The sequence below is a fragment of the Kosakonia sp. LAM2021 genome (genome assembly GCF_016620385.1).
GTDB lineage: Bacteria > Pseudomonadota > Gammaproteobacteria > Enterobacterales > Enterobacteriaceae > Kosakonia > Kosakonia sacchari.
The window spans coordinates 1,161,818-1,185,626 of sequence record NZ_JAENHT010000001.1; the positions used below are offsets into that span (position 1 = coordinate 1,161,818).

A 23,809-nucleotide genomic window follows, 5' to 3' on the forward strand; every position below is an offset into this window, starting at 1 on the left:
AAAACACTATTCGCTGTAACTACTGAAAATGCAATCGCCAGACTATGATTAAAATGGCTCGCGCCTTCAAAGGGGCGGTCAAACATGCCACAATAACCGCCAGAATCGGCTTAATCATATGCAAAATCAGGATATTAGCTACCCATGAAGGGTAAATACAAAGCCGCCATCGCCCTGGTGTTACTGTTCATTCTGTTGCCGCTTACGCTGCTGCTGACGCTTGCACAATGGGTGCCGACGCTGGTCGGGATCTGGTTGCCAGCCGGCACGCGTATCGCCATGGAAGAGAGCCCGCGATTCACCCGACATGCGTTAAAAATCCCCGATCTGCGCTATCTGGTCGGCGATTGTCAACTGGCGTCATTACAGAACGCCGAACTGACACACCCCAGCCGCTGGCAGCTTCATATTGGCGCGCTGGATATTAACACCGCCTGCCTGAATAAACTGCCACAAAGTGAAACTGTTTCTGACGCGCCGCGCACGCTGGCCGAATGGCAAGCCTTGCTTCCTTATAGCTGGCTGACGGTGGAGCGTTTTACCGTTTCGCCGTGGAAAACATGGACAGGCAAATTATCCGCGTCGTTGACGCCGGATGTGCAGCAACTCACTTATTCTGGTGAGCGCATCGAACTCAGCGCCCGTTTGCGCGGGCAGGCGTTAACGGTTAGCCGCATGGCGCTGCGTCTTGTCGATGACCAGCCGCCGTTTACGCTCGGTGGCGAATTTACCCTGCCGGATGTTCCAGACAGTGTTCCCGTTAACGGACATATGGAAAGCACCTTAACCCTGTCGCAGCAGCCGGGTGTGGTGGATGTCGATCTCGACTGGCGCGATAACGAAGGGCAACTGGTGGTCATGGCGCGCGATCAGGGCGATCCGCTGCTCGATCTGCCGTGGCAGCTTACGCCCGACCAATTGACCATCAGCGATGGGCGCTGGAACTGGCCTTATCAGGGCTTTCCGCTGAGCGGTCGTGTTGGGTTAAAAGTGGATGACTGGCAACAGGGGCTGGAAAAGGCGCAGTTCAGTGGCCGGTTAAACGTGCTGACGCAGGGCGACGCCGGGAAAGGCAATGCGGTGCTGACTATTGGCCCTGGCCGTCTTGGTATCGACAATAACGATATGCCGCTGCAGCTAACCGGCGAAGCAAAGCAGGGCGATCTGGTGTTTTATGCCGTGCTTCCCGCCCATCTGAGCGGCAGCGCTGACGATCCGCAACTGGTTTTTACGCCTGGCGCGCTGCTGCGCTCGCGCGGGCGGGTGATTGATTCGTTAAATATAGATGAAGTGCGCTGGCCACTGGCGGGCGTCAAGCTGACTCAGCACGGTATTGACGGGCGTTTGCAGGCCATCCTTCGCGCGCATGAGAATGCGATGGGGGACTTCCGTCTGCATCTTGATGGTCAGGCGCAGGATTTTCTGCCGGATAACGGCCTGTGGCGCTGGCGCTACTGGGGTGACGGCAATTTCACGCCGATGAATGCGCGCTGGGATGTCGCCGGTCGTGGCGAATGGAATGACAACACGATTACGCTTAACGATCTCTCGACCGGTTTTGACCAGTTGCAATATGGCGCGATGCACATGGCTACGCCCCGGTTAATGCTGGATGCACCAGTAAAATGGGTGCGTGATGCAACAAACCCGCAATTCACCGGCGCACTGACGCTGGATGCCGGGCAAACCAGTTTCAGCGCGGGAAGTGTCTTACCACCTTCAACGTTGACATTCAGCGTTGCAGGCGACGATCCGACCATGTTTCAGTTTAAGGGCGCGTTGCAGGCCGATACGATTGGCCCGGTGCAGGTTAATGGCCGCTGGGATGGCGAGCGTTTGCGTGGGCAGGCGTGGTGGCCGCGTCAGGCGCTCTCGGTATTCCAGCCGCTTATTCCTCCGGACTGGAAAATGAAGCTGCTGGATGGCGCACTGTATGCGCAGGTCGCCTTTTCCGCCGCAGCGGATCAAGGCTTTGAAGCGGGCGGTCACGGCGTGCTAAAAAGCGGCAGTGTCTGGACGCCGGACAACCAAATTCGCGGCGTCGATTTTGTGCTGCCATTCCGCTACCGCGAGGGGCGCTGGCAGTTGGGCACCCGCAGGCCGGTTTCGCTGCGCATTGGTGAGATAACAAACCAGGTGACGGCGAAAAACGTCACCGCCGATTTGCAGGGCGCGTGGCCATGGAGTGAGGAAGATCCGCTGGTATTAAGCGATGTCAGCGTCGATGTGCTCGGCGGGAAAGTGACTATGCAGCAGTTACGTATGCCGCAGCACGATCCGGCGCTGCTGCGTCTGAAGCACATTTCTGCCAGTGAGTTAATCAGCGCGGTGAATCCGAAGCAGTTTGCGCTTTCCGGGCCGTTTGACGGCGCGCTGCCGCTGTGGCTGGATAACCCGCAATGGATCATTAAAGATGGCTGGTTGCACAACCCCGGGCCGATGACGCTGCGGATCGATAAAGATACCGCCGATGCGGTGGTGAAAGACAACATGGCGGCGGGCGCGGCGATTAACTGGCTGCGCTATATGGAAATTTCTCGTTCATGGACGAAGATCAATCTGGATAATTTAGGGCTGTTGACGCTGCAGGCCACCCTGCGCGGCACCAGTTTTGTCGATGGCAAAAGCAGTACCGTGAATTTGAACTATACCCATGAGGAGAATGTATTCACCTTATGGCGCAGTTTACGTTTTGGCGACAATTTGCAGTCATGGCTTGAGCAACACGCGGCGCTACCGCAAGCCCGCTGCGCGAAGGGCGAAGAGTGTGAGGATAAAAAATGAGAACCCTGAAAGCCGTGCCCGTCTTGATGGCGACAATGCTGCTGGCCGCCTGCACGCCGCGCATTGAGGTAGCGGCACCGAAAGAGCCGATTACCATCAATATGAATGTGAAGATCGAGCATGAAATTCACATCAAAGTGGATAAAGACGTTGAAACCCTGCTGAAAACCCGTAGCGACTTGTTCTGAGGCGATGATGAAGAAACGTGTCATAAGCGCGCTGTTGGCCGTTGGCCTTTTCAGCGCAACCGCTCAGGCGCTGACGCTTGATGAAGCCCGCACCCAGGGGCGCGTCGGTGAAACGCTCAACGGCTATGTCGCGCCGATAAGCCAGGATAAAGAGACGCTGGCGCTGGTAGAGCGTATTAACAAAGCGCGCACTGAGAGCTACCAGCAACTGGCCGATCGCAACAACATCGCCGTCGATGACGTTGCCAGAATGGCCGGGCAGAAACTGGTGGAGCGCGCAAAACCCGGCGACTATGTGCAGGGCATTAACGGTAAATGGCTGAAGAAACAGTAAGCGGCACGTTACCTTCCTGGGCAAGATGCTGGCGCAACCACGCCAGCGCCTCCTCGGCCCGACGGGTTAATGGCCACTCGGCACGGTGAATCAGCCACAGAGTATCCACCACATGAACCGGATCGCTGTCGACCTGCAACAACGCCTGGCGAGGATAAGCCAGCCGCGCGTAGCGGGGCAGCACGGTAAACCCCAGCCCGCGCGCCACCGGTTCGGCAATCAACCCGATATGATTAATAAACCCGCTCACCGGCAGCGTATGAATGCCCGGATTGCCGGGAAAGCGGCGGCTTAACAGACGTGTTGCCATCGCATTGCCATCCGGGTGGTTGATAAACCCAAGCGTGTGCAAATCCTGCCAGTTATTCAGCGCGAATCCGGCTGGCAACAATAACTCCAGCGGTTCTTCGGTAAATTTATCTGCCACCAGACGGGTGTCATCCGGCTGCTGAGTCACCAGACCTAATTCAAAACGGTTCTCTGCAATCGCCGTGATCACCGTGTGATCGGGAGCAAAGCGATAGCGGATGCTTAACTCCGGGCGGGCTTGCTGCAAATTAAGCAATAACGGGTAGATACGCAGGCCAATGCTGCCTGGGCTTATTACGCTTATCTCTCCACCGTGATGCGCTTTATCATCCAGCCGGTGCATCAGGCGTTTGTTGGCCTGCTCCAGTTCCAGGCAATATTCACGTAACGCAATACCCTGCGGGGTTAATTCCAGCGTGCGTTTGCCGCGTAACATCAACGTGCCGGTTTGCTGCTCCAGTTGGCGAATGTGCTGGCTCACCGCCGCCTGCGTAATGCCAAGCCTGTCGGCGGCGCGGGTGAAAGATCCCGCCTGGATCAGCGCCGAAAAAGAACGTAACAGATGCGGATTAAACATAATGAATATTTATAGAAATGATAAGTGATTGGCTATTTTCATTATAATTAGCCCGGTATAGGCTTGTCGACGCGTCTTAACCAACGACGCTGATTAACGTGGTGAATCCCCCTATGCGGCGGGGCGCTTTGGTCGGTTTTACATTGCTGCGCAGGCTATGGGATCAAACGTAGCCTACCGGGAGGCACCCGGCACCACGCCTCTTAGGCTGTATTTCCAGGATCGATTATGGACAACCCGGGACTCTTATCGAGTGTACATTTGCTGTATCTGGCTTCGCATAACTTACGTCTGCTGATCGATGAGAAAATAAAAGAGTACGAACTCGGCTTTAATAGCTGGATGGTCCTTGTTTTCATCCGCAACGAGCCAGCCCTATTAACCCAGCGGGAAATCGCCGCGCGGCTGGGGCTAAAAGAGCCGAGCGTCGGCGAGCTTATTAAGCAATTAATGAAACGTAAATACCTGGCCAGAGCCGTGGATGTGCACGATCGTCGTAAATATGCCATCAAAATCACCGCGCCAGGAATGGCAACTTATGATGCCGTTCAGCAGGCGTTAATGCCGGTGCTGAGGAATGTGTTTAATGCTCTGGATTTATCACATCTGCAGAAGGCGCTTACCACCATTCTGCTGACCACCAAAGAGTACATTGCGGAAGGTGAATAGCCGGAAAAGCGGGAGAAAGCACCCTCCCACCAAGAGGTGAGAGGGGGAAATCTTAGGCAGCCACCAGGCTGTCGATGGCGGCTTTGGCGTCGGTCTGCGCTTTGGTCGCCACTTCCGGACCGTAAGCAATGCCTTCTGCGAAGACAAAGTTCACATCCGTAATGCCGATAAAGCCGAGGAACAATTTCAGGTACGGGGCAACCAGATCGGACGGGGTATCTTTATGGATACCGCCACGGCTGGAAACCACGACGACGCGTTTACCTTTCACCAGACCTTCCGGACCTGCTTCGGTATAACGGAACGTTACGCCAGCACGTGCCACCAGGTCGAAGTAGTTTTTCAGCTGCGTCGGGATGTTGAAGTTATACATCGGGGCGTTAATGACAATCACGTCATGCGCTTGCAGTTCAGCGATCAGCTCGTCGGAGAGCGACAGTGCTTCCTGCTGACGCGGTGTCAGCGGGGCATCGCTCGGGCGCAGCGCGCCAACCAGTTCGCCATCCAGCACCGGGATCGGGTTAGCGGCCAGGTCACGCACGGTAATGTGATCCGCTGCGTGTTTTTCACGCCACTGTTCAACGAAATAATCGGCCAACTGACCAGACTGTGAGTACCCTGCCAGAATACTGGATTTAAGAACTAAAACTTTGCTCATTGGGTGTTTCCTTTATTGTATTTGCAATGGGTTGCCCCGTGACGTCATGACACTCTATTCACAAACTCTCAACATGAATAGCGCAATATATCGAATCCTATGTTCGAATTTCTTGAACAAGAAAAGGATTACTGCGATGTGCTATCCTACTGCGATTGCGAACTTAAGATGTTTCCCGGCAGTGCTCTGCCCAATAACGCTATGACAGAACAACAGAAATTGACGATTACCGACCTCAGCGCGCAGCTCAACACCCTGATGCTACGCGACCAGCAGCGTTTCGCCCGCCGCCTGCATGGCAGCAAGAAAGTTAAAAATCCTGAATCTCAGCAAGCACTGCTGCAGACGCTGGCGCAAGAGATAAGCGAAGCCGCCGGAAAAGTGGCGCAGCGCGAAGCTGCGCGCCCGACCATTGACTACCCGGACAATCTGCCGGTCAGCCAGAAAAAACAGGCGATCCTCGAAGCTATCCGCGATAACCAGGTGGTGATTGTGGCCGGCGAAACGGGCTCCGGTAAAACCACGCAGTTACCGAAAATTTGCATGGAGCTGGGGCGCGGCATTAAAGGGCTGATTGGTCATACTCAGCCGCGTCGTCTGGCGGCGCGCACCGTTGCTAACCGTATTGCCGAAGAGCTGAAAACTGAGCCGGGCGGCTGCATCGGCTATAAAGTGCGTTTCAGCGATCATGTCAGCGACAACACCATGGTCAAGCTGATGACCGACGGTATTCTGCTGGCGGAAATCCAGCAGGATCGCCTGCTGATGCAATACGACACCATCATTATCGATGAGGCGCACGAACGCAGCCTGAACATCGATTTTCTGCTGGGTTATCTGCGTGAATTACTGCCGCGTCGCCCGGATCTGAAAATCATCATCACCTCCGCCACCATCGATCCGCAACGTTTCTCGCGCCATTTCAATAACGCGCCCATTATCGAAGTGTCCGGGCGTACCTACCCGGTGGAAGTGCGCTACCGGCCGATTGTCGAAGAAGCGGATGACACGGAACGCGACCAGCTACAGGCGATTTTCGATGCGGTGGACGAGCTTGGGCGCGAAAGTGCAGGCGATATTCTGATCTTTATGAGCGGCGAGCGGGAAATCCGTGATACCGCCGATGCCCTGAGCAAGCGCGATCTGCGCCACACGGAGATCCTGCCGCTGTATGCGCGTTTATCAAATAGTGAACAGAACCGCGTATTCCAGCCGCACGGCGGGCGACGCATCGTGCTGGCGACCAACGTGGCGGAAACCTCGCTGACGGTACCGGGCATCAAATATGTCATTGATCCGGGTACCGCGCGCATCAGCCGCTACAGCTATCGCACCAAAGTGCAGCGTCTGCCGATTGAGCCGGTTTCTCAGGCTTCCGCGAACCAGCGTAAAGGGCGCTGCGGCCGCGTGTCGGAAGGGATCTGTATTCGCCTCTATTCGGAAGACGATTTCCTGTCACGCCCGGAATTTACCGATCCGGAAATACTGCGCACCAACCTGGCGTCGGTCATTCTGCAAATGACGGCTTTAGGGCTCGGCGACATCGCCGCTTTCCCGTTTGTTGAAGCGCCGGATAAACGCAATATTCAGGACGGTGTACGCCTGCTGGAAGAGTTGGGCGCGATCACCACCGACGAGCAACAGACGGCGTATAAACTGACGCCGCTGGGCCGCCAGCTATCGCAACTGCCGGTCGATCCGCGTTTAGCGCGTATGGTGCTGGAAGCGCAAAAACATGGTTGTGTGCGCGAAGCGATGATCATTACCTCAGCGCTGTCGATTCAGGATCCGCGCGAACGACCGCTGGATAAAAAGCAGGCTTCAGACGAGAAGCATCAGCGCTTCCATGATAAAGAGTCAGACTTCCTCGCGTTTGTGAACCTGTGGAACTACCTGGGCGAGCAACAAAAAGCGCTCTCGTCAAACCAGTTCCGCCGTCAGTGCCGGGTAGATTACCTGAACTATCTGCGTGTACGCGAATGGCAGGATATCTACACCCAACTGCGCCAGGTGGTGAAAGAGTTAGGGATCCCGGTCAACAGCGAGCCTGCGGAATATCGCGAAATTCATATTGCGTTGTTAACCGGTTTGCTGTCGCACATTGGTATGAAAGATGCCGACAAACAGGAATTTACCGGCGCGCGTAATGCCCGTTTTTCCATCTTCCCCGGTTCTGGTTTATTCAAAAAACCGCCGAAATGGACAATGGTGGCAGAACTGGTGGAAACCAGCCGCTTATGGGGGCGCATCGCCGCGCGTATCGATCCGGAGTGGGTTGAACCGGTAGCGCAGCACCTGATTAAGCGTTCATACAGTGAACCGCACTGGGAGCGGGCGCAGGGCGCGGTGATGGCAACGGAAAAAGTGACCGTTTATGGTCTGCCGATCGTTGCGGCGCGCAAAGTAAACTACAGCCAGATAGACCCGATGCTTTGTCGTGAACTCTTTATTCGCCACGCGCTGGTCGAGGGTGACTGGCAAACCCGGCATGCTTTCTTTCGCGATAACCTGAAACTGCGCGCGGAAGTGGAGGAACTGGAGCACAAATCCCGCCGCCGCGACATTCTGGTGGACGACGAAACGCTGTTTGAGTTTTATGACCAGCGCATCAGCCACGAGGTGATTTCCGCCCGCCATTTCGATAGCTGGTGGAAAAAGGCCAGCCGTGAAGCCCCCGATCTGCTCAACTTCGAAAAGAGCATGCTGATTAAAGAGGGCGCAGAGGGCGTCAGTAAGCTCGATTACCCCAACTTCTGGCATCAGGGCAACCTGAAGCTACGCCTGAGTTACCAGTTTGAACCGGGCGCGGATGCCGACGGCGTCACGGTGCATATTCCGCTGCCGTTATTAAACCAGGTTGAAGAGAGCGGATTTGAGTGGCAAATCCCCGGCCTGCGTCGCGAACTGGTGATTGCGCTGATTAAATCGCTGCCGAAACCGACGCGGCGCAATTTCGTTCCCGCGCCTAACTATGCCGAAGCGTTTCTGGGGCGCGTCACGCCGCTGGAACTGCCGTTGCTGGATGCGCTGGAGCGCGAACTGCGCCGGATGACCGGCGTGACCGTCGACCGCGACGACTGGCACTGGGATCAGGTGCCCGATCACCTGAAAATCAGCTTCCGCGTGGTGGATGACAAAAATAAAAAGCTGCTCGAAGGTCGCTCGCTGAGCGAACTGAAAGAGCGCCTGAAAGGCAAAGTGCAGGAAACCCTTTCTGCGGTTGCTGATGACGGCATCGAGCAGAGCGGTTTGCATATCTGGAGTTTTGGTCAGTTGCCGGAAAGCTACGAGCAAAAACGCGGTAACTATAAGGTTAAGGCCTGGCCTGCGCTGGTCGATGAACGTGACAGTGTCGCGATCAAGCTGTTCGATAACCCCCTGGAGCAGCAACAGGCGATGTGGCGCGGTATCCGCCGCCTGCTGTTGCTGAATATTCCGTCGCCGATTAAATATCTGCACGAAAAATTGCCGAACAAAGCCAAACTGGGGCTCTATTTCAACCCGTACGGCAAAGTGCTGGATCTGATTGATGACTGCATTTCCTGCGGCGTGGACAAACTGATTGATGAAGCGGGCGGCCCGGTGTGGACGGAAGAGAGCTTCACCGCGCTGCATGAAAAAGTGCGCGCCGAACTGAACGAAACGGTGGTGGAAATCGCCAAACAGGTCGAACAGATCCTGACGGCGGTGTTCACTATCAACAAGCGGCTGAAAGGGCGCGTTGATATGACCATGGCGCTCGGGCTGTCGGATATCAAAACGCAAATGAGCGGTCTGGTGTATCGCGGATTTGTTACCGGCAACGGTTTCCGCCGTCTGGGCGACACGCTGCGTTACCTGCAAGCCATCGAGAAGCGGCTGGAAAAACTGGCTGTCGATCCGCACCGCGACCGCGCGCAGATGCTGAAAGTCGAGCAGACGCAGCAAGCATGGCAGCAGTGGCTGAATAAACTGCCGCCGGCACGCCGGGAAGATGAGGATGTAAAAGCGATCCGCTGGATGATCGAAGAGCTGCGCGTCAGCTACTTTGCGCAGCAGCTGGGGACACCGTATCCCATCTCCGATAAGCGCATCCTGCAGGCAATGGAGCAGATCAGCGCCTGATGGCAGGAGTTAGCCCGGTAGCCGGGCTAACTCCATCACTTCAGCTATCGCCGGATAAGCGAGTTCACCATCCGGCAATGACTGGCACCGCAACCTTATGCATTCACCCAGGCAAGCGTAAAGCCATCCCAGCCTTTGACGCCGACCGTTTGCATGGCAGTGGCCGTCAGGCGCGGATCGGCACCAATCATCTCAATGAATTTACGCACGCCCTGCACGCTGGCATCGGTGGTGGTCGGGTTAGTCACTTCACCGTCGCGCACGACGTTATCGCCAATAATCAGCGTACCCGGACGGGCATAGTGCATTGCCCATTTCAGGTAGTTCGGGTTATTGGGTTTATCGGCGTCGATAAAAATCAGATCGAACGGCGGGCGTTCGCCGAGGTTTTCCAGCGTCTGCAGCGCCGGGCCTTCGGCGACGGTGACCTGATGCGCTACGCCGGCAAGCTGCAGGTTTTCGCGCGCTATCGCCGCGTGTAGCGGATCGGCTTCCAGCGTCAGCAGTTCGCCGCCGGTTGGCAGCTCGCGCGCCATCCACACCGTGCTGTAACCGCCGAGCGTACCGATTTCAAGAATGCGCTTCGCCCGCACCATGCGCACAAACAGCGCCAGTAATTGCCCCTGAGCGGGCGAAACATCAATCGCCGGAAGCCCTGCGCGCTGGTTATTTGCCAGCTCCTGCGTCAGGATTTCATCTTCCGGAATCAGCTGTTTTACTAAGTATTCGTCAACCGCGGACCACTTCTGCTGCATAGCATTACTCCTGGTTTATCAGAAACTTAATTTAGCCCGGACCAGCCACCTCCCAGTGCGCGATAGAGATCCACCTGCGCCAGTAACAGGTTGTTTTTGACCTGTACCGCGCTCAGTTGAGCGGAAAACAGCGTGCGCTGGGCATCCAGCACGTCCAGATAAGAGGAATAACCGTTGTGATAACGGTTTTGCGCAATGCGTAACGTCTCTTGCGCGACATCGACTTGCCCGGCAAGCTCGGTGAGCTGCTCGCCCAGACGGGTGATGGCATCGAGGCTATCGTTCACCTCTTTAAACGCGTTGCGCACGGTTTTTTCATAGGTATAAAGCGCCTGATTACGCTGCGACATCGAGACATCAACTTGCGCATTCAGCGCCTGGCGGTTGAGCAACGGGGCAAGAATGCTGCCGCCAATGCTCCACAACCGCAGCGGATTATCCAGCAAACCGGGCAGCGTATCGTCCTGCATGCTGCCGGTTGCCGTCAGGTTAATCGACGGCAGTAATTTCGCCTGCGACGCGGCCAGCGTTGCGTCGGCGGCAATCAACTGGCGCTGCGCCTGCACAATGTCCGGCCGGCGGTTAAGCAAACTCGACGGTAATTGCGAGGGCAATGTCAGCGGCGTTAAGGTTGCAAATTCACCACGATTCACCGCGCCCGGATTATGACCCAGCAACACACTCAAGGCATTTTCCTGCTGGCTTATCTGATGTTGCAGCACCGGGATCTGCGCGCGCGTACTGCGCAACTCGGAATCCGATTGCATCAGCTCCAGCCGGGAAGTATAGCCGGTCTCAAACTGGCGGCGGGCAAGTTTGAGCGCATCTTCCCGCGCTGCCAGCGTGGATTGCGTGACCTGCAACTGCGCATCCAGCGACAGTAGCGTGAGGTAACCGGAAGCGACGTTGGTCGCCACCGTCAAATCAGCCGCTGCCGCGGCTGCTTTCTGCGCCTCCAGCGAGGCGTCCGCCGCGCGAGAGGCGCTGCGGCTGGCTCCCCAGATATCGACGTTATAACTGGCCGTCAGATTGCCTTTGTATAAGGTGCTGTAAACGGGTAAACCCGTCGCGGCAGATTGCGACCGTGCGCGGGTGCCGGAAATGCCCGCGTCCAGCTCGGGAAAAAGTGCGCTGTCGGCGGCATAAACCCGCGCCTGATATTCATTGACCCGCTCGCGGGCAATCAGCACGTCGCTGTTGTGGCGCAGTGCCTGATCGACATAGCGGTTTAACTGGCTGTCGTGAAAGTTGCGCCACCAGACGCTATCCGTTTTGCTGACCGGACCCGCCTCGCTGCGCCAGGCCGCCGGGATCTGCAGCGACGGTTGGGCTTGCTGAACATTGGCAGACTGGCAAGCGGCAAGGATGAGACTCAACGCGACAACGGTGAGACGCCGCTTCATTGCTCTGCCTCCCGCGTATCAATATGTACCTGCACCGACATTCCAGGGCGCAGCCTTGCCAGTTCGTCGGGTTTCGCCTCCACCTGGATGCGCACCGGAATACGTTGGGCGATTTTGACAAAATTACCGGTGGCGTTATCCGGGCTGATAGCGCTAAATTCCACGCCGGTGGCCGGTGAGATGCTCTCCACGCGCCCGTGGTAGCTTCGCCCGTCCAGTGCATCAACGGTAAAACGCACCGCCTGCCCGACAACCACATTTGCCAGCTGCGTCTCTTTCAGGTTGGCGATGACCCAGCGTTGCGACGGCACCAGCGAGGTCAGGTGCGTTCCGGCGGTGACATACGCGCCAAGTCGCACGCTGATTTGCCCCAGTTGCCCATCGCGAGGAGCGACGATACGAGTGTTTTGCAGATCGATTTGCGCCAGTTCAAGCGCGGCTTTGGCGTTTTCCACATCCGCCTGTAGCGACCCGCGATTAACGATGGTGGTTTGCAGATCCTGGCGCGACATTTCAAGCGTCGCTTGTGCCTGGGCAATACTGGCGGTGTTCTGCGCGGCGGTGGCGAGTGCAGCGTCGCGTTCACGGATGGAGAGCGAACCGTCTGCGGTCAGCGCTTTCACGCGTTTTAAATCTGCCTGCGATTTCAGATCCTGCGCTTTCGCGCTGGCAAGCGCGGCTTCGTTGCGGGCAATGACGGCCTGCGCGCTTTTTCGCTGCTGGAGGTTGTTATCCAGCGCTGCCAGCTTCATCGCCAGCGTGGCTTTCGCCTGATCGACGCGCTGGCGGTAAATGCGATCATCAATCTGCATAATCATATCGCCTTTTTTCACGACCGCGAAATCCTGTACCGGCACTTCAGTGATATAGCCATTCACCTGCGGGCTGATAAATGTCGTCTGACCGCGCACGTAGGCGTTATCGGTAAACTGGGTATGGCGCGTAAATGGCGGCAACTGCCAGGCGTAAAGAATGACGAGTACGCCCACCAGACCAATTGCGGCGGCGGAAAAAAGAGAAACCACACGTAAATTGCTGCGGGTATTGGCCCGCTCTTTGGCGGCATCCTGCTGGCTCATAGACACTCCAGTAACATTATTATTTGCTCCCAGTGGCCCGCTTCAACACAAGGCGAGCAGTAATGCGCAGGCGCAACAAGCGCCATAAAATCCAAATCAGCGTGGCGGCGGCAATGCTCGCCGTCAGCAGATACGTATCGTTGTAAGCCAGAATATTCGCTTCCAGCGTCGACACCGTTTGCAGTTGTGTCACCGCTTGCGTGCTAAGCAATGAGCTGTCGCCAAGCTGGCTTTGAAACATCTGGCTGTAATATTGCAAACGCTCATTGACCAGCGGGTTCAGGGTGGTGAGTTGGTCCGCTAACAGGCTGGAGTGATACTTTTCCCGCCAGGTCTGAAACGTGCCGAGGATCGCCGAACCCAGCAGCCCGCCGATATTCTGGCTCATACCAAACAACACAGAGAAACTGACCAGGTTGCGCGGCTCCGCCACCACGCCGCCAATTCCTGCCAGCATCGCCGGTGCGATAAAAAACGCACTGGCAAAACCGAGTAAAAACTGGCTTAACATCAACTGATTGGGCCGCGTCAAACTGGTCGACTGGCTATCGAGCAGCGAGGCGATAATCATCAACGCCAGCGAAGTGACAATCGGCCAGGCCAGCCGCTGGGGTTTAATCGTCAGGCAACTGGCGGTAATACCGCAGACAATGCCCGCGAGGATCGACCACGCCAGGCTGGTCATTTGCTCGTTTTGCAGGCCGACATATTGCAGCCAGCCAAACACGCCGGTGTTCTGCTCGGCGAGCACAATGCGGATGAGCAGCATAATTAACCCAAGACGCACAATGCTGCCGCTGGAGAGCCAGCGGGTGTTAAGCAGCGGGTTACTGCGATTGTGTTCAAAGGCAATAGCCGAGACGATCAGCACCACGGCGCCTGCCAGTGACCAGCCGATCCAGGGTGCCTCAAACCACCAGTCCAGCCGACCCAGCGACAGCACCGCGCACAGCAGCGCCATACCGGGCGCGAGCAGGAAGAAGGTAATGAAATCTTTCTTTTCAAACACTTTTTTACGATCGCCCGGCGGCAATTTTAAGGCGATCACGCAGCCAAGCGAGAGCAGCGCCAGCCCAAGTTCAAACAGATACAGCCCGCGCCACTCGTCCAGTTGCAGCAGCTCGGTAGAAAAAAGGCGGGCAATCGGAATCGCCAGCGTCGAACCGGTAATACCAATGGTCAGCGCTTTTAAGCGATGTTTCGCCGGCCAGGCCTGGATTTGGTAGTAAATGCCGAGCGAACTGAGCGCCGCCGCCACCATGCCGTGGGCGGCGCGGACAAACAGGGCAGAACTAAGATCGTTGATAAACAGGTGGAAGAAGGTCACCAGTACATACAGCACCAGAAACCCTTCGGTAAATGCGCGCAGACCATATTGCTGGCGAAACTTTACCAGCAGCAGGTTAATCGACACATTGGTCATCACATACACGGCGGGCAGCCAGGCGATCTCCGTCGACCAGGCGGCAAACGTGCCTTGCAGGTTTTGCAGATTAGCTGTCACCATCGCGTTGCCGAGCGCGCCAGTCATACAAACCAGCAGGCCAACGACACCATAGGCGATACGGCGCGGAGTGCTGTGATAGGGCGTGGAAGGCGAACCCAGCAGCATCGGTTTTTCATGTGGCTGCCATTCGCGTGGGCTATACGGGTCGCTTTTCGGCAAACGCATTACATTTTCCTGAGCGGGGCTAATGGTGATCGTTCGCGACGGTAAGTTGTGCGCGTATAAAGATGTCGGAAACAGCAGTTATCCATATAAAAACAAAGGTTGTTAATGTAAATGGTTAGCGGGCTAATGATTCTACTTGTGCCGTCAAAGGCAATGCAAGCGCATAAGAAAAATATAGGTTACTGACGTTAAGTGATCTGCTTTATTGATAAAAATAAACAACTATAGGTGACAACGTCACAATGAGTGCGATAACCATTACGCTTACCCAGGCAACCGATCCCGCGTGCCTGCAACTTCAGGACGCGCTTTCTGATTATCTTCAACAACTCACAGGCAGCAGCGGCAGAGCCTCGTTTGACGTTTCAGCCTTAGGTGAGCGCGGCTTCTTTTTGCTGGCACAAGAAAACGCGGTGGCGGTGGGCTGCGTTGCGGTTCGGGAATTGTCCGCCGGGATCGGCGAAATTAAGCGCATGTATGCAGGTCCCGGCACGCGTGGCGTAGGCGCGCAGTTGCTCTGCGCGCTGGAGCAACATGCACGGGAACGCGGATTTCAGGCGCTGTGGCTGGAGACGCGCAAAATCAACCAGCGTGCCGTTGATTTCTATCAGCGCAACGGCTTTCGGATCCGTGAAAACTACGGCAACTATATCGGCCGGTCGGAAGCGGTATGTTTCGAGAAAACGCTGTGATTAGTTCATGGTGAAGATGCGCGTGTCGTTAGCACGGGCGGCAACAGATAAAACGTATGCCGTTTTTGCCAACTTAGCGCCGGATCACTGGTGCTACTTTCAGTGAGAGCAGATACAGCGGCAACCCGCACATCTGGTTATTGCGCACGTTTCAAACAAGGTTACAGAAACTTACCTGAACCGCTGTGAACAGGATTCGGAGTGATCCCCTGTTCTGCGGGTGTTGACGCGGTAGGCTGTAAGTTAAAGCGAAGGAGGTTCTATGCTGATGACGACTTTTCCCACCGTAGCAGAGCGCACGCTGGCGGCGGCAAATACGCTGGGCGCGTGGCTGGCGCAAAATGATTTTGTCGGTAAGCCCACTCCCGTGCGGGCTGATGTGGTCATTCTCGCGGGTAATGCTGTCATTCCAACCATCGATGCCGCCTGCGCGCTGGCGGCGGCGCAACAAACGCCGTTACTGATAAGCGGTGGTGTCGGGCACTCCACCACGTTTCTTTATTCCGTTATCGCCCGGCATCCCCGTTACAACGTCGTGCGGACCACCGGGCGCGGCGAAGCGGCGATCCTGGCCGATATTGCGCGCCGGTTCTGGCAGATTGATGCGAAACAGATCCTTATTGAGGATAAATCCACTAACTGCGGCGAGAACGCCAGGTTCAGCATCGATATGCTGATGTCGCAGGGGGTAAAACCGAAAACCGTGATGGTGGTGCAGGATCCCACCATGCAACGCCGCACAATGGCGACGTTTGCCCGCATCAGCAAGCAGTGTCACGATGCGCCGCATTGGCTGAGCTGGCCCGGTTTTATTCCCCAGTTAACCAACACGGCAGAAGGTCTCGCATTCCAGCCGCAGCAGCGAGGCTTATGGTCGGTTGAGCGTTATCTATCGTTGCTGCTGGGGGAAGTGCCACGCCTGCGGGATGATGCTAATGGCTACGGGCCAAACGGCCGTGATTTTATCGTTCACGTTGATTTTCCTGAGGAAGTCGACGCTGCCTGGCAGGTTTTAATGGCAGATAAAACCCTTACTGCCGCGCTCGGCAGCCGCGCGTTGTAACCTCAATGCCCGTTTGCGCAGACGTTGGCGCAAACGGGCATTTCCTCCGCTGTCCTTGTCACTGTTTTGTTGCTTTTTCGCGCCTCTTTTATGCGTTCTCTCACAAAAGCTGCCCCTGGCTATGGGAATAATGCCGCGCGCAGATAGATTTTTAACAACGAATTCACTTGTTAAAAACAATGTTATTACAGGAGCGAGGCATGACAGCACCGGTACAGCACCCTATGTTTATCGATGGTCAATTCGTTAGCTGGCAAGGCGATATGTGGTTGGATGTCATCAACCCGGCAACCGAAGCGATCCTGGCGCGTATCCCCGATGGCACCGCCGAAGACGCGCGCAAAGCCATTGACGCCGCCGAGCGGGCGCAGCCAGGCTGGGAAGCGCTGCCCGCTATTGAGCGCGCGGGCTGGTTACGCAAAATCGCGGCGGGTATTCGTGAAAACGCGCGTGAGATTAGCGCGCTGATTGTCGCCGAAGGGGGAAAAATCCAGCAACTGGCGGAGGTGGAAGTCTCCTTTACCGCCGATTACATCGACTATATGGCCGAGTGGGCGCGGCGCTATGAGGGCGAAATTCTGCAAAGCGATCGTCCGGGCGAAAATATCTTTGTATTTAAACGCCCGTTGGGTGTGACCACCGGCATTTTGCCGTGGAATTTCCCGTTCTTCCTGATTGCCCGCAAAATGGCACCCGCGTTAATTACCGGCAACACAATCGTGATTAAACCGAGCGAGTTCACGCCGAACAACGCGATCGCCTTTGCGAAAATCGTTCATGATGTCGGTTTACCAAAAGGTGTTTTTAACCTGGTGCTCGGACGCGGGGAAACCGTTGGGCAGGAGCTGGCGGGGAATCCAAAAGTGGCGATGGTCAGCATGACTGGCAGTGTTGGTGCGGGTGAGAAAATCATGGCGGCAGCGGCGAAAAACATCACCAAAGTGTGCCTGGAACTGGGCGGCAAAGCGCCAGCGATTGTCTTTGACGATGCGGATCTTGAGCTGGCCGTGAAAGCGATTGTCGATTCCCGCGTCATCAACACCGGGCAAGTGTGTAACTGCGCCGAACGCGTGTATGTGCAAAAAGGGATTTATGACCGTTTTGTCAACCGACTTGGCGAAGCCATGAAGGACGTGCAGTTTGGCGATCCGGCGCAGCGCAACGATATTGCGATGGGGCCGCTTATCAATGCGGCAGCTCTGCAACGCGTTGAAGAGAAGGTCGAACGCGCCGTATCTGAAGGCGCACGTGTGGTGCTGGGCGGCAAAGCGGTCACTGGCAAAGGCTATTTTTACCCGCCGACGCTGCTGCTTGATGTGCGCCAGGAGATGGCCATCATGCATGAAGAGACGTTTGGGCCGGTGCTGCCGGTGGTTGCGTTCGACACGCTGGAAGAGGCGCTGGCGATGGCCAACGACAGCGATTATGGCCTGACGTCGTCGGTTTATACCCGCGATCTGACGACCGCAATGAAAGCCGTGCGGGGGCTGAAGTTTGGTGAAACCTATATTAACCGCGAGAATTTCGAAGCGATGCAGGGTTTCCATGCGGGCTGGCGCAAATCGGGCATTGGTGGGGCGGATGGACGCCACGGCCTGAATGAGTACCTGCAAACGCAAATGGTTTATCTGCAGTCCTGATATACGCGCCCCCGCTGATGGCGGGGGCGCGTTTCATACTTTGGTTGCTATCCACGCCATCATCAGTTCCGGCCATATTGCTGCGGGTAAACCCAGCGCATCGCGAATGCCAAAACCGTGTTTCCCCTGTTCGAACAGATGCATCTCAACCGGCACGCCAAGGCGGCGCAGGGCAGTGAACATTACCACGCTGTTTTCCACTTTTACTGCCGGGTCATCGACCGCATGCAACAGAAAGGTCGGCGGCGTGTTTTCATCGGCCATTTGCTCTGCGGAGTAGCGGTGGATCTGTTCGTCGCTCGGCGTATCGCCAATCAACTGCTGGCGCGACATCGGATGGTCAATCTCCTGGTGCATGGTAATAACCGGATAGACCAGCGCCATAAACGCCGGGCGGGCGCTTTGTTTATCCATCTCATCAACGGGGTGGTAGACATTTTCGTGGTAGCGCGTGCCAAGGCTTGCTGCTGCGTGGCCGCCAGCGGAAAACCCCATAATGCCAATACGTTCGGGGTCGAGGCGCCACTCCTGCGCACGGGCGCGAATAACGCGTATCGCACGTTGCACATCGGCCAGCGGCGCGTTCGCACCTTCATCATGCCCATCGCCTGGCAGGCGGTAGGTCATCACAAACAGGGTGTAACCTTTGGCGTTAAAGCAGGGGGCCAGCGCGCTGCCTTCTTTATCCAGCACTACACGGCGATAAGAGCCGCCTGGTGTGACCAGAATGCCGACACCGTTCGGGTTTTGTGGCGCGTAAACGGTAATGTGCGGTGCGCGCACACCGGTGACGGAGCGGTCAAAAAGCGAGGGGCCGGTATGATGCTCTTCAAGTTGAAACTGCACCGGGCTTCCCGCAGCACCAGGGGCTTCTCCGGTCGGCCAGACGGGGAATGTCGTGGCGTGTTGTACTGCCACGTTCATCAGGGTGAGTAAATCTTCCGGGCTGATATTTCTCATGTGTTGCCTGGTTTGAATACGCCGGGTTATTGCCCGGCGTGGATGGAGAGATTACAGTGCGCGATATTTTTCCAGCACGCGAACCAGCTGAGTGACAAAACCGTATTCGTTGTCATACCAGGAGACGGTTTTGACCAGTTGTAGATCGCCAGCTTCGGTGATCTCGGTTTGGGTGGCGTCAAAGACGGAACCGAAATGGCTGCCAATAACATCCGAAGAGACGATCTCATCGTCGGTATAGCCGAAAGATTCATTATTTTCGGTGGCTTTTTTCAGTGCCTGATGAATTTCGTCGACCGTCACTTTCTTCTCTAATATTGAAACCAGCTCAGTAACGGAGCCGGTTTTCACCGGTACGCGCTGCGCGTGGCCTTTCAGCTTGCCGCTCAATGCCGGGATCACCAGACCGATGGCTTTCGCCGCACCAGTAGTGTGCGGAATGATGTTTTCCGCGGCGGCGCGGGAGGCGCGCAGATCTTTACCGCGCGGACCATCGACCAGAGCCTGTGTACCGGTGTAGGCGTGAATGGTGGTCATGGTGCCAACTTTAATACCGAAATTATCCTGCAATGCTTTGGCCATCGGCGCGAGACAGTTAGTGGTGCAGGAAGCCACAGAAATAATGGTGTCCTGCGCATTAATCGTGTCGTCGTTAACGTTGTAGACGATAGTTTTCATCTCGCCTGCCGGGGCGGAAATAAGCACTTTTTTGGCCCCAGCGTCGATGTGCGCCTGCGATTTTTCGCTCGATGTATAAAAACCGGTACACTCAACGATGATCTCCGCACCGGCGCTGCGCCACGGAATATTTTTCGCCTCTTTCTCCGCATATACCGTGATGGTTTTGCCATTAACAATCAGCGCATCTTCGGTAAAATCCACGCTCCAGCCAAACGGACCGTAGTTAGAATCGTGCTTTAACAAATAGGCCAGCACTTTGGGTGAGGTCAGATCGTTGATCGCTACCACCTCCGCGCTGCTGTTGGTTTCCAGCAGACGACGTAACACCAGGCGCCCAATGCGCCCAAATCCATTAATGCCAATTTTGCTCATAGATCCTCTCCATCAGAATGTAATGAATCACTGTTTTGTACTTATTTAGTGATAACCTGGCGGGTGTTATTGGGCAAATGAATCACATTCAGACTGCGGTAAGTGCCTGAATAGTTAAAAAGTAAAGTTAATGAATTTTTAAGGAAAGCCCGGTATGTTGAACGCCGGTTCGTTCGTTTTGGGGTTCCTTATGCGTAGCAAATATTCCGGATTACAAATCGCCATTCACTGGCTGGTGTTCCTGCTGGTTATTGGTGCTTATTGCGCCATGGAACTACGCGGATTCTTCCCGCGCAGCTATCGTCCTTATTTCAATCTCGTACACGTTTCATGCGGCATTTCGATTCTGGTACTGATGGTGGCACGTCTGCTGGTGCGACTGAAAAGCCCGACACCGCCGATTGTGCCGAAACCGTCAGCGATGATGACCGGGCTGGCGCACCTTGGACATCTGGTCATTTATCTGCTGTTTATTGCCTTGCCAATTCTTGGCCTGCTGATGATGTATAACCGCGGTGGTCCGTGGATTGCTTTCGGTATTACGATGCCGTACGCCGCAGAAGCGAATTATGATTTGGTGGATACACTGAAAGAGTTCCACGAACTGTTGGCTAACGTCGGTTATTTTGTCATTGCGTTACATGCCGGTGCGGCGCTGGCGCATCACTACTATTTTAAAGACAACACGCTGTTGCGCATGATGCCAAAAAAACGCGGCTAACTTTGCCTCGTTACCTGGCCCCGCATCCTGCGGGGCTTTTTCATTTCTGCGCGTCTAAAATGTGATCCTGTCGGGCTTTCCACATTGAAAAGCAGGGCGGAAATCACATTTTACGCCATCCGTACTGTGCGCAATTCGTACAAGCAGTGTAGATAGTATATCTATTATAGAAACACTATCGGGCGGAGGGGATATGACACAGCCAGTACAGGAGTCTCTTGATCGGATGGCAACACAAGAACACGCTGCCGGATCGCGCAAATTACGCAAAGTGCTGCTCGCCACCGGCATTGGTCATTTTGTCGAGTGGTTTGACTTTGGCCTTTATGGCACGCTTGCCGCCATTATCGGCCTGCAGTTTTTCCAGGCGGGCGATCCCAGCGTGGCACTGCTTTCGTCGTTCGCGGTCTTTGGCGCGGGCTTCATTATGCGCCCCCTTGGCGGGCTGTTTTTCGGCTCGCTGGGCGACAGAAAAGGGCGACAAAAAGTGCTGGCAACGGTGATCCTGCTCACCTCCGGAGCCACCTTCGTGATGGGGCTGCTACCGACTTATCATCAGATTGGTATTACCGCGACGGTGCTGCTGGTGATAACGCGCCTGGTTCAGGGTTTTGCAGCCGGCGGCGAAAGCTCGGGTGCGACAACCTACCTTGCTGAATATGCCCCCACGGAGCGCCGTGGCTACTTCACCTGCTGGATCGATAACTTTGGTTTTATGGCTTTTGTTGTAGGCTCCGGGCTGGTGTTTCTGCTGACGGCAACGCTCGGTGAAAGCACAATGAGCGACTGGGGCTGGCGCATTCCCTTTTTGATCGCCGGGCCGCTGGGTTGGGTCGGGCTGTACTTACGAAAACATCTGGAAGATTCTCCAGAATTTCTCGACGCCATGAAGAACGGGCAAACCGAAGCTGCGCCGCTGCGTAAAGCGGTTACCACGGCGTGGGGCGCATTGCTGTTCTGCGTCGGTTTTGTGGTGATCAAAGCGGTCGGGCACTGGACGCTGCAAACCTTTATGCCGAGCTATCTCTCCACCGAGTTGCACTTTTCAAAACTTAACGCTTATGCCATCACCACGATTGGTCTCTTTTCCGTGGCGGTGTTGGTACCGTTTATGGGCTATCTGTCGGATAAATATGGCCGTAAACCGTTAATGCTGGCCGGGTGCGCCGGGTTTATTCTGCTGAGTTACCCGGCCATGATGGTGATGGCGAACGGCGATGTGCTCTCTGCTGTACTGGCGATGGTGATGCTGGGGGCGTTTATCGCCGCGTTTGATGGCGCGTGTACCGCCGCAATGGCAGAGCTTTTCCCCACCAGTGTGCGTTATGGCGGTTTGTCTATTGCCTATAACTTTGCTGTCGCCTTCTTTGGTGGCATCACCCCGTGGTTCTCCGCCTGGCTCATTACCAGCACCGGTGATAAATTCTCGCCTGCCTTCTATGTGATGGGCGCGGCGCTTATCACCTTCCTGACAGTGCTGCGCGCCCGCGAAACGGCAGGGCAGCCGCTAAAACGATGACGTTGTGCCCGGAGGGTTCCTCCGGGCCGTTAGGTAAATCTGAAACAGGGCATTGCGCGTAGCCGTTACGGAGCAGGGGTCACCTGATGCGCGCAACAACCGATAATTTTCTTTTGCTTTCATTAACAGGGAATTATTTATTTGCCCGCTCAGGGAATAAATATCAACGTGATATTAACCTAGGAAATCATTTTTATTCCATAGGGACAAAGTTCGAATAAACACGTCTGCTGCTTTTCACAATTTCGCAATGAAACGTTATCATTGCCGGGGCAATGACAACTATTTTTTAAAGTCCGCCAGATAGCAGGGAAAAAGGGCATGGTATGAATAACGCGAAAGTCCTGTGGTTTTCCGTCAATGGATACGCGTGCGCCATCAGTATGTAAGTAATTGTTTGGTCGTAAAAAATAGTTGCCGCGATACCAAACGATAACCGATAGATGCTCACTATTCCTGGCGACGGCAAACGCCGTGCCGGTCGTTGGGGAAAGTAGCATATCCATAATATCCCAGCGCATAAATTCTCCTTGCTAATAGCATAATGCCTACCTAAGAAAAATCTTATCAAATAATTCATGCCAATCCTAAGTTAAATTTCATATTTAATATTCCATTGATTAAACTGCGATATATTTAATTAATTTTACTTAGGATTTTGATATCTGACACAAATGGCGAGATTTTGTACAATATATTTTAATGATCCTTATCTTTTCCAGGTGAATACATTATGTTTTCACTCTGCTAGAGTCGTCACGTCACTTTATTCTCGCCTTGCCAGGAGGTTTCCCGTGCTTTTGTCCAGTCTGATTGCGATTGCCGCTGTGTTGATGATGGGTGTAATGAGCCCTGGTCCGAGTTTTATTTACGTTGCGCGTAATTCACTGGCGCACTCACGTGTGCATGGTTTAGTGACTTCGCTGGGAATGGGGGTTGGTGCAGCGACTTTTGCGCTAATGGCGATGCTGGGACTGCAAAGGGTACTGAATGCAGTGCCAGAACTCTATATGGCGCTTAAGATAGCAGGGGGTGCGTATCTTATCTGGATGGCGGTGAAGATTTTTCGTGGCGCATCGCAGCCATTGACGCTCTCTTTAAGCCATAACGACGCACCCAAAGGGTTATGGAAGACGTTTCGCGATGGTTTGTTTATTCAGTTAAGCAACCCAAAAACGGCGATCGTTTTCGCGTCCATTTTCACCGCACTGCTGCCTGCCACTATTCCAACGGTTTTCTATTATGTGATCCCGCTGATGAGCTTTGTGATAGATGCGGGCTGGTATTCGCTGGTGGCGTTGCTGCTCTCAGCCGAGAAACCACGCCGCGTCTATTTGCGCATCAAAACGGCGGTGGACAGAACATCGGCCACGGTACTGAGTATTCTGGGGATCAAGCTGATTTATTCATCGCTGGTGAAGTAATGCCGATGCTAAATTTCGCAAGGTGTTAGCTATACACTGGTAACCAGGAAATATTGTCGGTCAAAACGCTGGCTGACAATATTCGCTTGTATTAAAACGCGAATTAATATTTCTTACTGCGAAGAATAAATTTAACGATCGCAAAAAGAATCGATGTATAAACACACAACATAATGACAAATGCAAAAATGAGATGGGATCGGCA

20 protein-coding genes are annotated in these 23,809 nt (G+C 55.0%); 11 read left to right on the forward strand and 9 right to left on the reverse strand.

Annotated features, from left to right (window positions below; all coding sequences use genetic code 11):
* The first annotated feature begins 144 nt into the window (after positions 1-144).
* From JKP81_RS05545 to JKP81_RS05555, 3 genes are read left to right on the forward strand one after another with little or no spacing between them, the layout of a single operon-like run.
* Positions 145-2,784, forward strand: coding sequence for a YdbH family protein (locus tag JKP81_RS05545; RefSeq protein ID WP_200550882.1), 2,640 nt, complete (start codon positions 145-147; stop codon positions 2,782-2,784).
* Positions 2,781-2,972, forward strand: coding sequence for a YnbE family lipoprotein (locus JKP81_RS05550; RefSeq protein WP_016495926.1), 192 nt, complete (start codon positions 2,781-2,783; stop codon positions 2,970-2,972). The genes JKP81_RS05545 and JKP81_RS05550 overlap by 4 nt, the downstream gene beginning before the upstream one ends.
* A 7-nt stretch (positions 2,973-2,979) precedes the next feature.
* Entirely contained in the window at positions 2,980-3,306 is a 327-nt protein-coding gene (locus tag JKP81_RS05555) for a YdbL family protein (RefSeq protein WP_065370606.1), read from the forward strand.
* Here the strand turns inward: JKP81_RS05555 and JKP81_RS05560 are convergent.
* Positions 3,278-4,192, reverse strand: coding sequence for a LysR family transcriptional regulator (locus JKP81_RS05560; protein ID WP_200550883.1), 915 nt, complete (start codon positions 4,190-4,192; stop codon positions 3,278-3,280). The genes JKP81_RS05555 and JKP81_RS05560 overlap by 29 nt on opposite strands.
* Before the next feature lie 228 nt (positions 4,193-4,420).
* On the opposite strand from JKP81_RS05560, the gene JKP81_RS05565 reads away from it, so the two are divergent.
* Positions 4,421-4,861, forward strand: a complete 441-nt coding sequence (locus tag JKP81_RS05565; RefSeq protein ID WP_200550884.1) for a MarR family winged helix-turn-helix transcriptional regulator — start codon at positions 4,421-4,423, stop codon at positions 4,859-4,861.
* Positions 4,862-4,913: 52 nt separating this feature from the next.
* Here JKP81_RS05565 and azoR read toward each other — a convergent pair whose 3' ends face one another.
* Positions 4,914-5,519 carry an FMN-dependent NADH-azoreductase gene (gene azoR, locus JKP81_RS05570; RefSeq protein ID WP_200550885.1) on the reverse strand — a complete coding sequence of 202 codons (606 nt, stop codon included), beginning with the start codon at positions 5,517-5,519 and terminating at the stop codon, positions 4,914-4,916.
* A gap of 201 nt (positions 5,520-5,720) precedes the next feature.
* Here azoR and hrpA point away from each other — a divergent pair, with 201 nt between their 5' ends.
* The gene (gene hrpA, locus JKP81_RS05575) at positions 5,721-9,623 is read left to right on the forward strand and encodes an ATP-dependent RNA helicase HrpA (protein WP_200550886.1); all 3,903 of its coding nucleotides are present in this window, start codon (positions 5,721-5,723) and stop codon (positions 9,621-9,623) included.
* A 95-nt stretch (positions 9,624-9,718) separates the two neighbouring features.
* Here hrpA and JKP81_RS05580 read toward each other — a convergent pair whose 3' ends face one another.
* From JKP81_RS05580 to JKP81_RS05595, 4 genes are read right to left on the reverse strand one after another with little or no spacing between them, the layout of a single operon-like run.
* Positions 9,719-10,378, reverse strand: coding sequence for an O-methyltransferase (locus tag JKP81_RS05580; protein WP_200550887.1), 660 nt, complete (start codon positions 10,376-10,378; stop codon positions 9,719-9,721).
* A 26-nt stretch (positions 10,379-10,404) separates the two neighbouring features.
* Positions 10,405-11,781 carry an efflux transporter outer membrane subunit gene (locus tag JKP81_RS05585; protein WP_200550888.1) on the reverse strand — a complete coding sequence of 459 codons (1,377 nt, stop codon included), beginning with the start codon at positions 11,779-11,781 and terminating at the stop codon, positions 10,405-10,407.
* Positions 11,778-12,860: an HlyD family secretion protein gene (locus JKP81_RS05590; RefSeq protein WP_200550889.1), complete on the reverse strand. Its 1,083-nt coding sequence runs from the start codon at positions 12,858-12,860 to the stop codon at positions 11,778-11,780. Before JKP81_RS05590 ends, JKP81_RS05585 begins: the two co-directional genes overlap by 4 nt.
* A 19-nt stretch (positions 12,861-12,879) precedes the next feature.
* Complete coding sequence (locus tag JKP81_RS05595) at positions 12,880-14,532, reverse strand: MFS transporter (protein WP_200550890.1); 1,653 nt, start codon at positions 14,530-14,532, stop codon at positions 12,880-12,882.
* A gap of 242 nt (positions 14,533-14,774) precedes the next feature.
* On the opposite strand from JKP81_RS05595, the gene JKP81_RS05600 reads away from it, so the two are divergent.
* From JKP81_RS05600 to aldA, 3 genes are all read left to right on the forward strand, one after another.
* Entirely contained in the window at positions 14,775-15,224 is a 450-nt protein-coding gene (locus JKP81_RS05600) for a GNAT family N-acetyltransferase (protein WP_200550891.1), read from the forward strand.
* Positions 15,225-15,486: 262 nt separating this feature from the next.
* The gene (locus tag JKP81_RS05605; protein ID WP_200550892.1) at positions 15,487-16,287 is read left to right on the forward strand and encodes a YdcF family protein; all 801 of its coding nucleotides are present in this window, start codon (positions 15,487-15,489) and stop codon (positions 16,285-16,287) included.
* Between the two features lie 200 nt (positions 16,288-16,487).
* Positions 16,488-17,927 (forward strand): aldehyde dehydrogenase, encoded by a 1,440-nt coding sequence (aldA, locus tag JKP81_RS05610; protein WP_200550893.1) that lies wholly within the window; start codon positions 16,488-16,490, stop codon positions 17,925-17,927.
* 33 nt (positions 17,928-17,960) lie between these two features.
* On the opposite strand, the gene JKP81_RS05615 is transcribed toward aldA, so the two are convergent.
* Both JKP81_RS05615 and gap read right to left on the reverse strand, forming a co-directional pair.
* Positions 17,961-18,887 (reverse strand): alpha/beta hydrolase, encoded by a 927-nt coding sequence (locus tag JKP81_RS05615; protein WP_200550894.1) that lies wholly within the window; start codon positions 18,885-18,887, stop codon positions 17,961-17,963.
* Between the two features lie 51 nt (positions 18,888-18,938).
* Positions 18,939-19,940, reverse strand: coding sequence for a type I glyceraldehyde-3-phosphate dehydrogenase (gene gap / locus JKP81_RS05620; protein WP_200550895.1), 1,002 nt, complete (start codon positions 19,938-19,940; stop codon positions 18,939-18,941).
* A 190-nt stretch (positions 19,941-20,130) separates the two neighbouring features.
* On the opposite strand from gap, the gene cybB reads away from it, so the two are divergent.
* A complete protein-coding gene (cybB, locus tag JKP81_RS05625) occupies positions 20,131-20,661 on the forward strand; it encodes a cytochrome b561 (protein ID WP_200550896.1) in 531 nt (176 codons plus the stop codon).
* Positions 20,662-20,854: 193 nt separating this feature from the next.
* Positions 20,855-22,180 carry an MFS transporter gene (locus JKP81_RS05630; RefSeq protein ID WP_370568836.1) on the forward strand — a complete coding sequence of 442 codons (1,326 nt, stop codon included), beginning with the start codon at positions 20,855-20,857 and terminating at the stop codon, positions 22,178-22,180.
* Between the two features lie 179 nt (positions 22,181-22,359).
* Here JKP81_RS05630 and JKP81_RS05635 read toward each other — a convergent pair whose 3' ends face one another.
* Positions 22,360-22,701, reverse strand: a complete 342-nt coding sequence (locus JKP81_RS05635) for an anti-adapter protein iraM (RefSeq protein WP_200550897.1) — start codon at positions 22,699-22,701, stop codon at positions 22,360-22,362.
* A 273-nt stretch (positions 22,702-22,974) separates the two neighbouring features.
* On the opposite strand from JKP81_RS05635, the gene JKP81_RS05640 reads away from it, so the two are divergent.
* On the forward strand, positions 22,975-23,604 hold the full coding sequence (locus JKP81_RS05640) for a LysE family translocator (RefSeq protein ID WP_200550898.1): 630 nt from the start codon (positions 22,975-22,977) through the stop codon (positions 23,602-23,604).
* Positions 23,605-23,809: the final 205 nt, after the last annotated feature.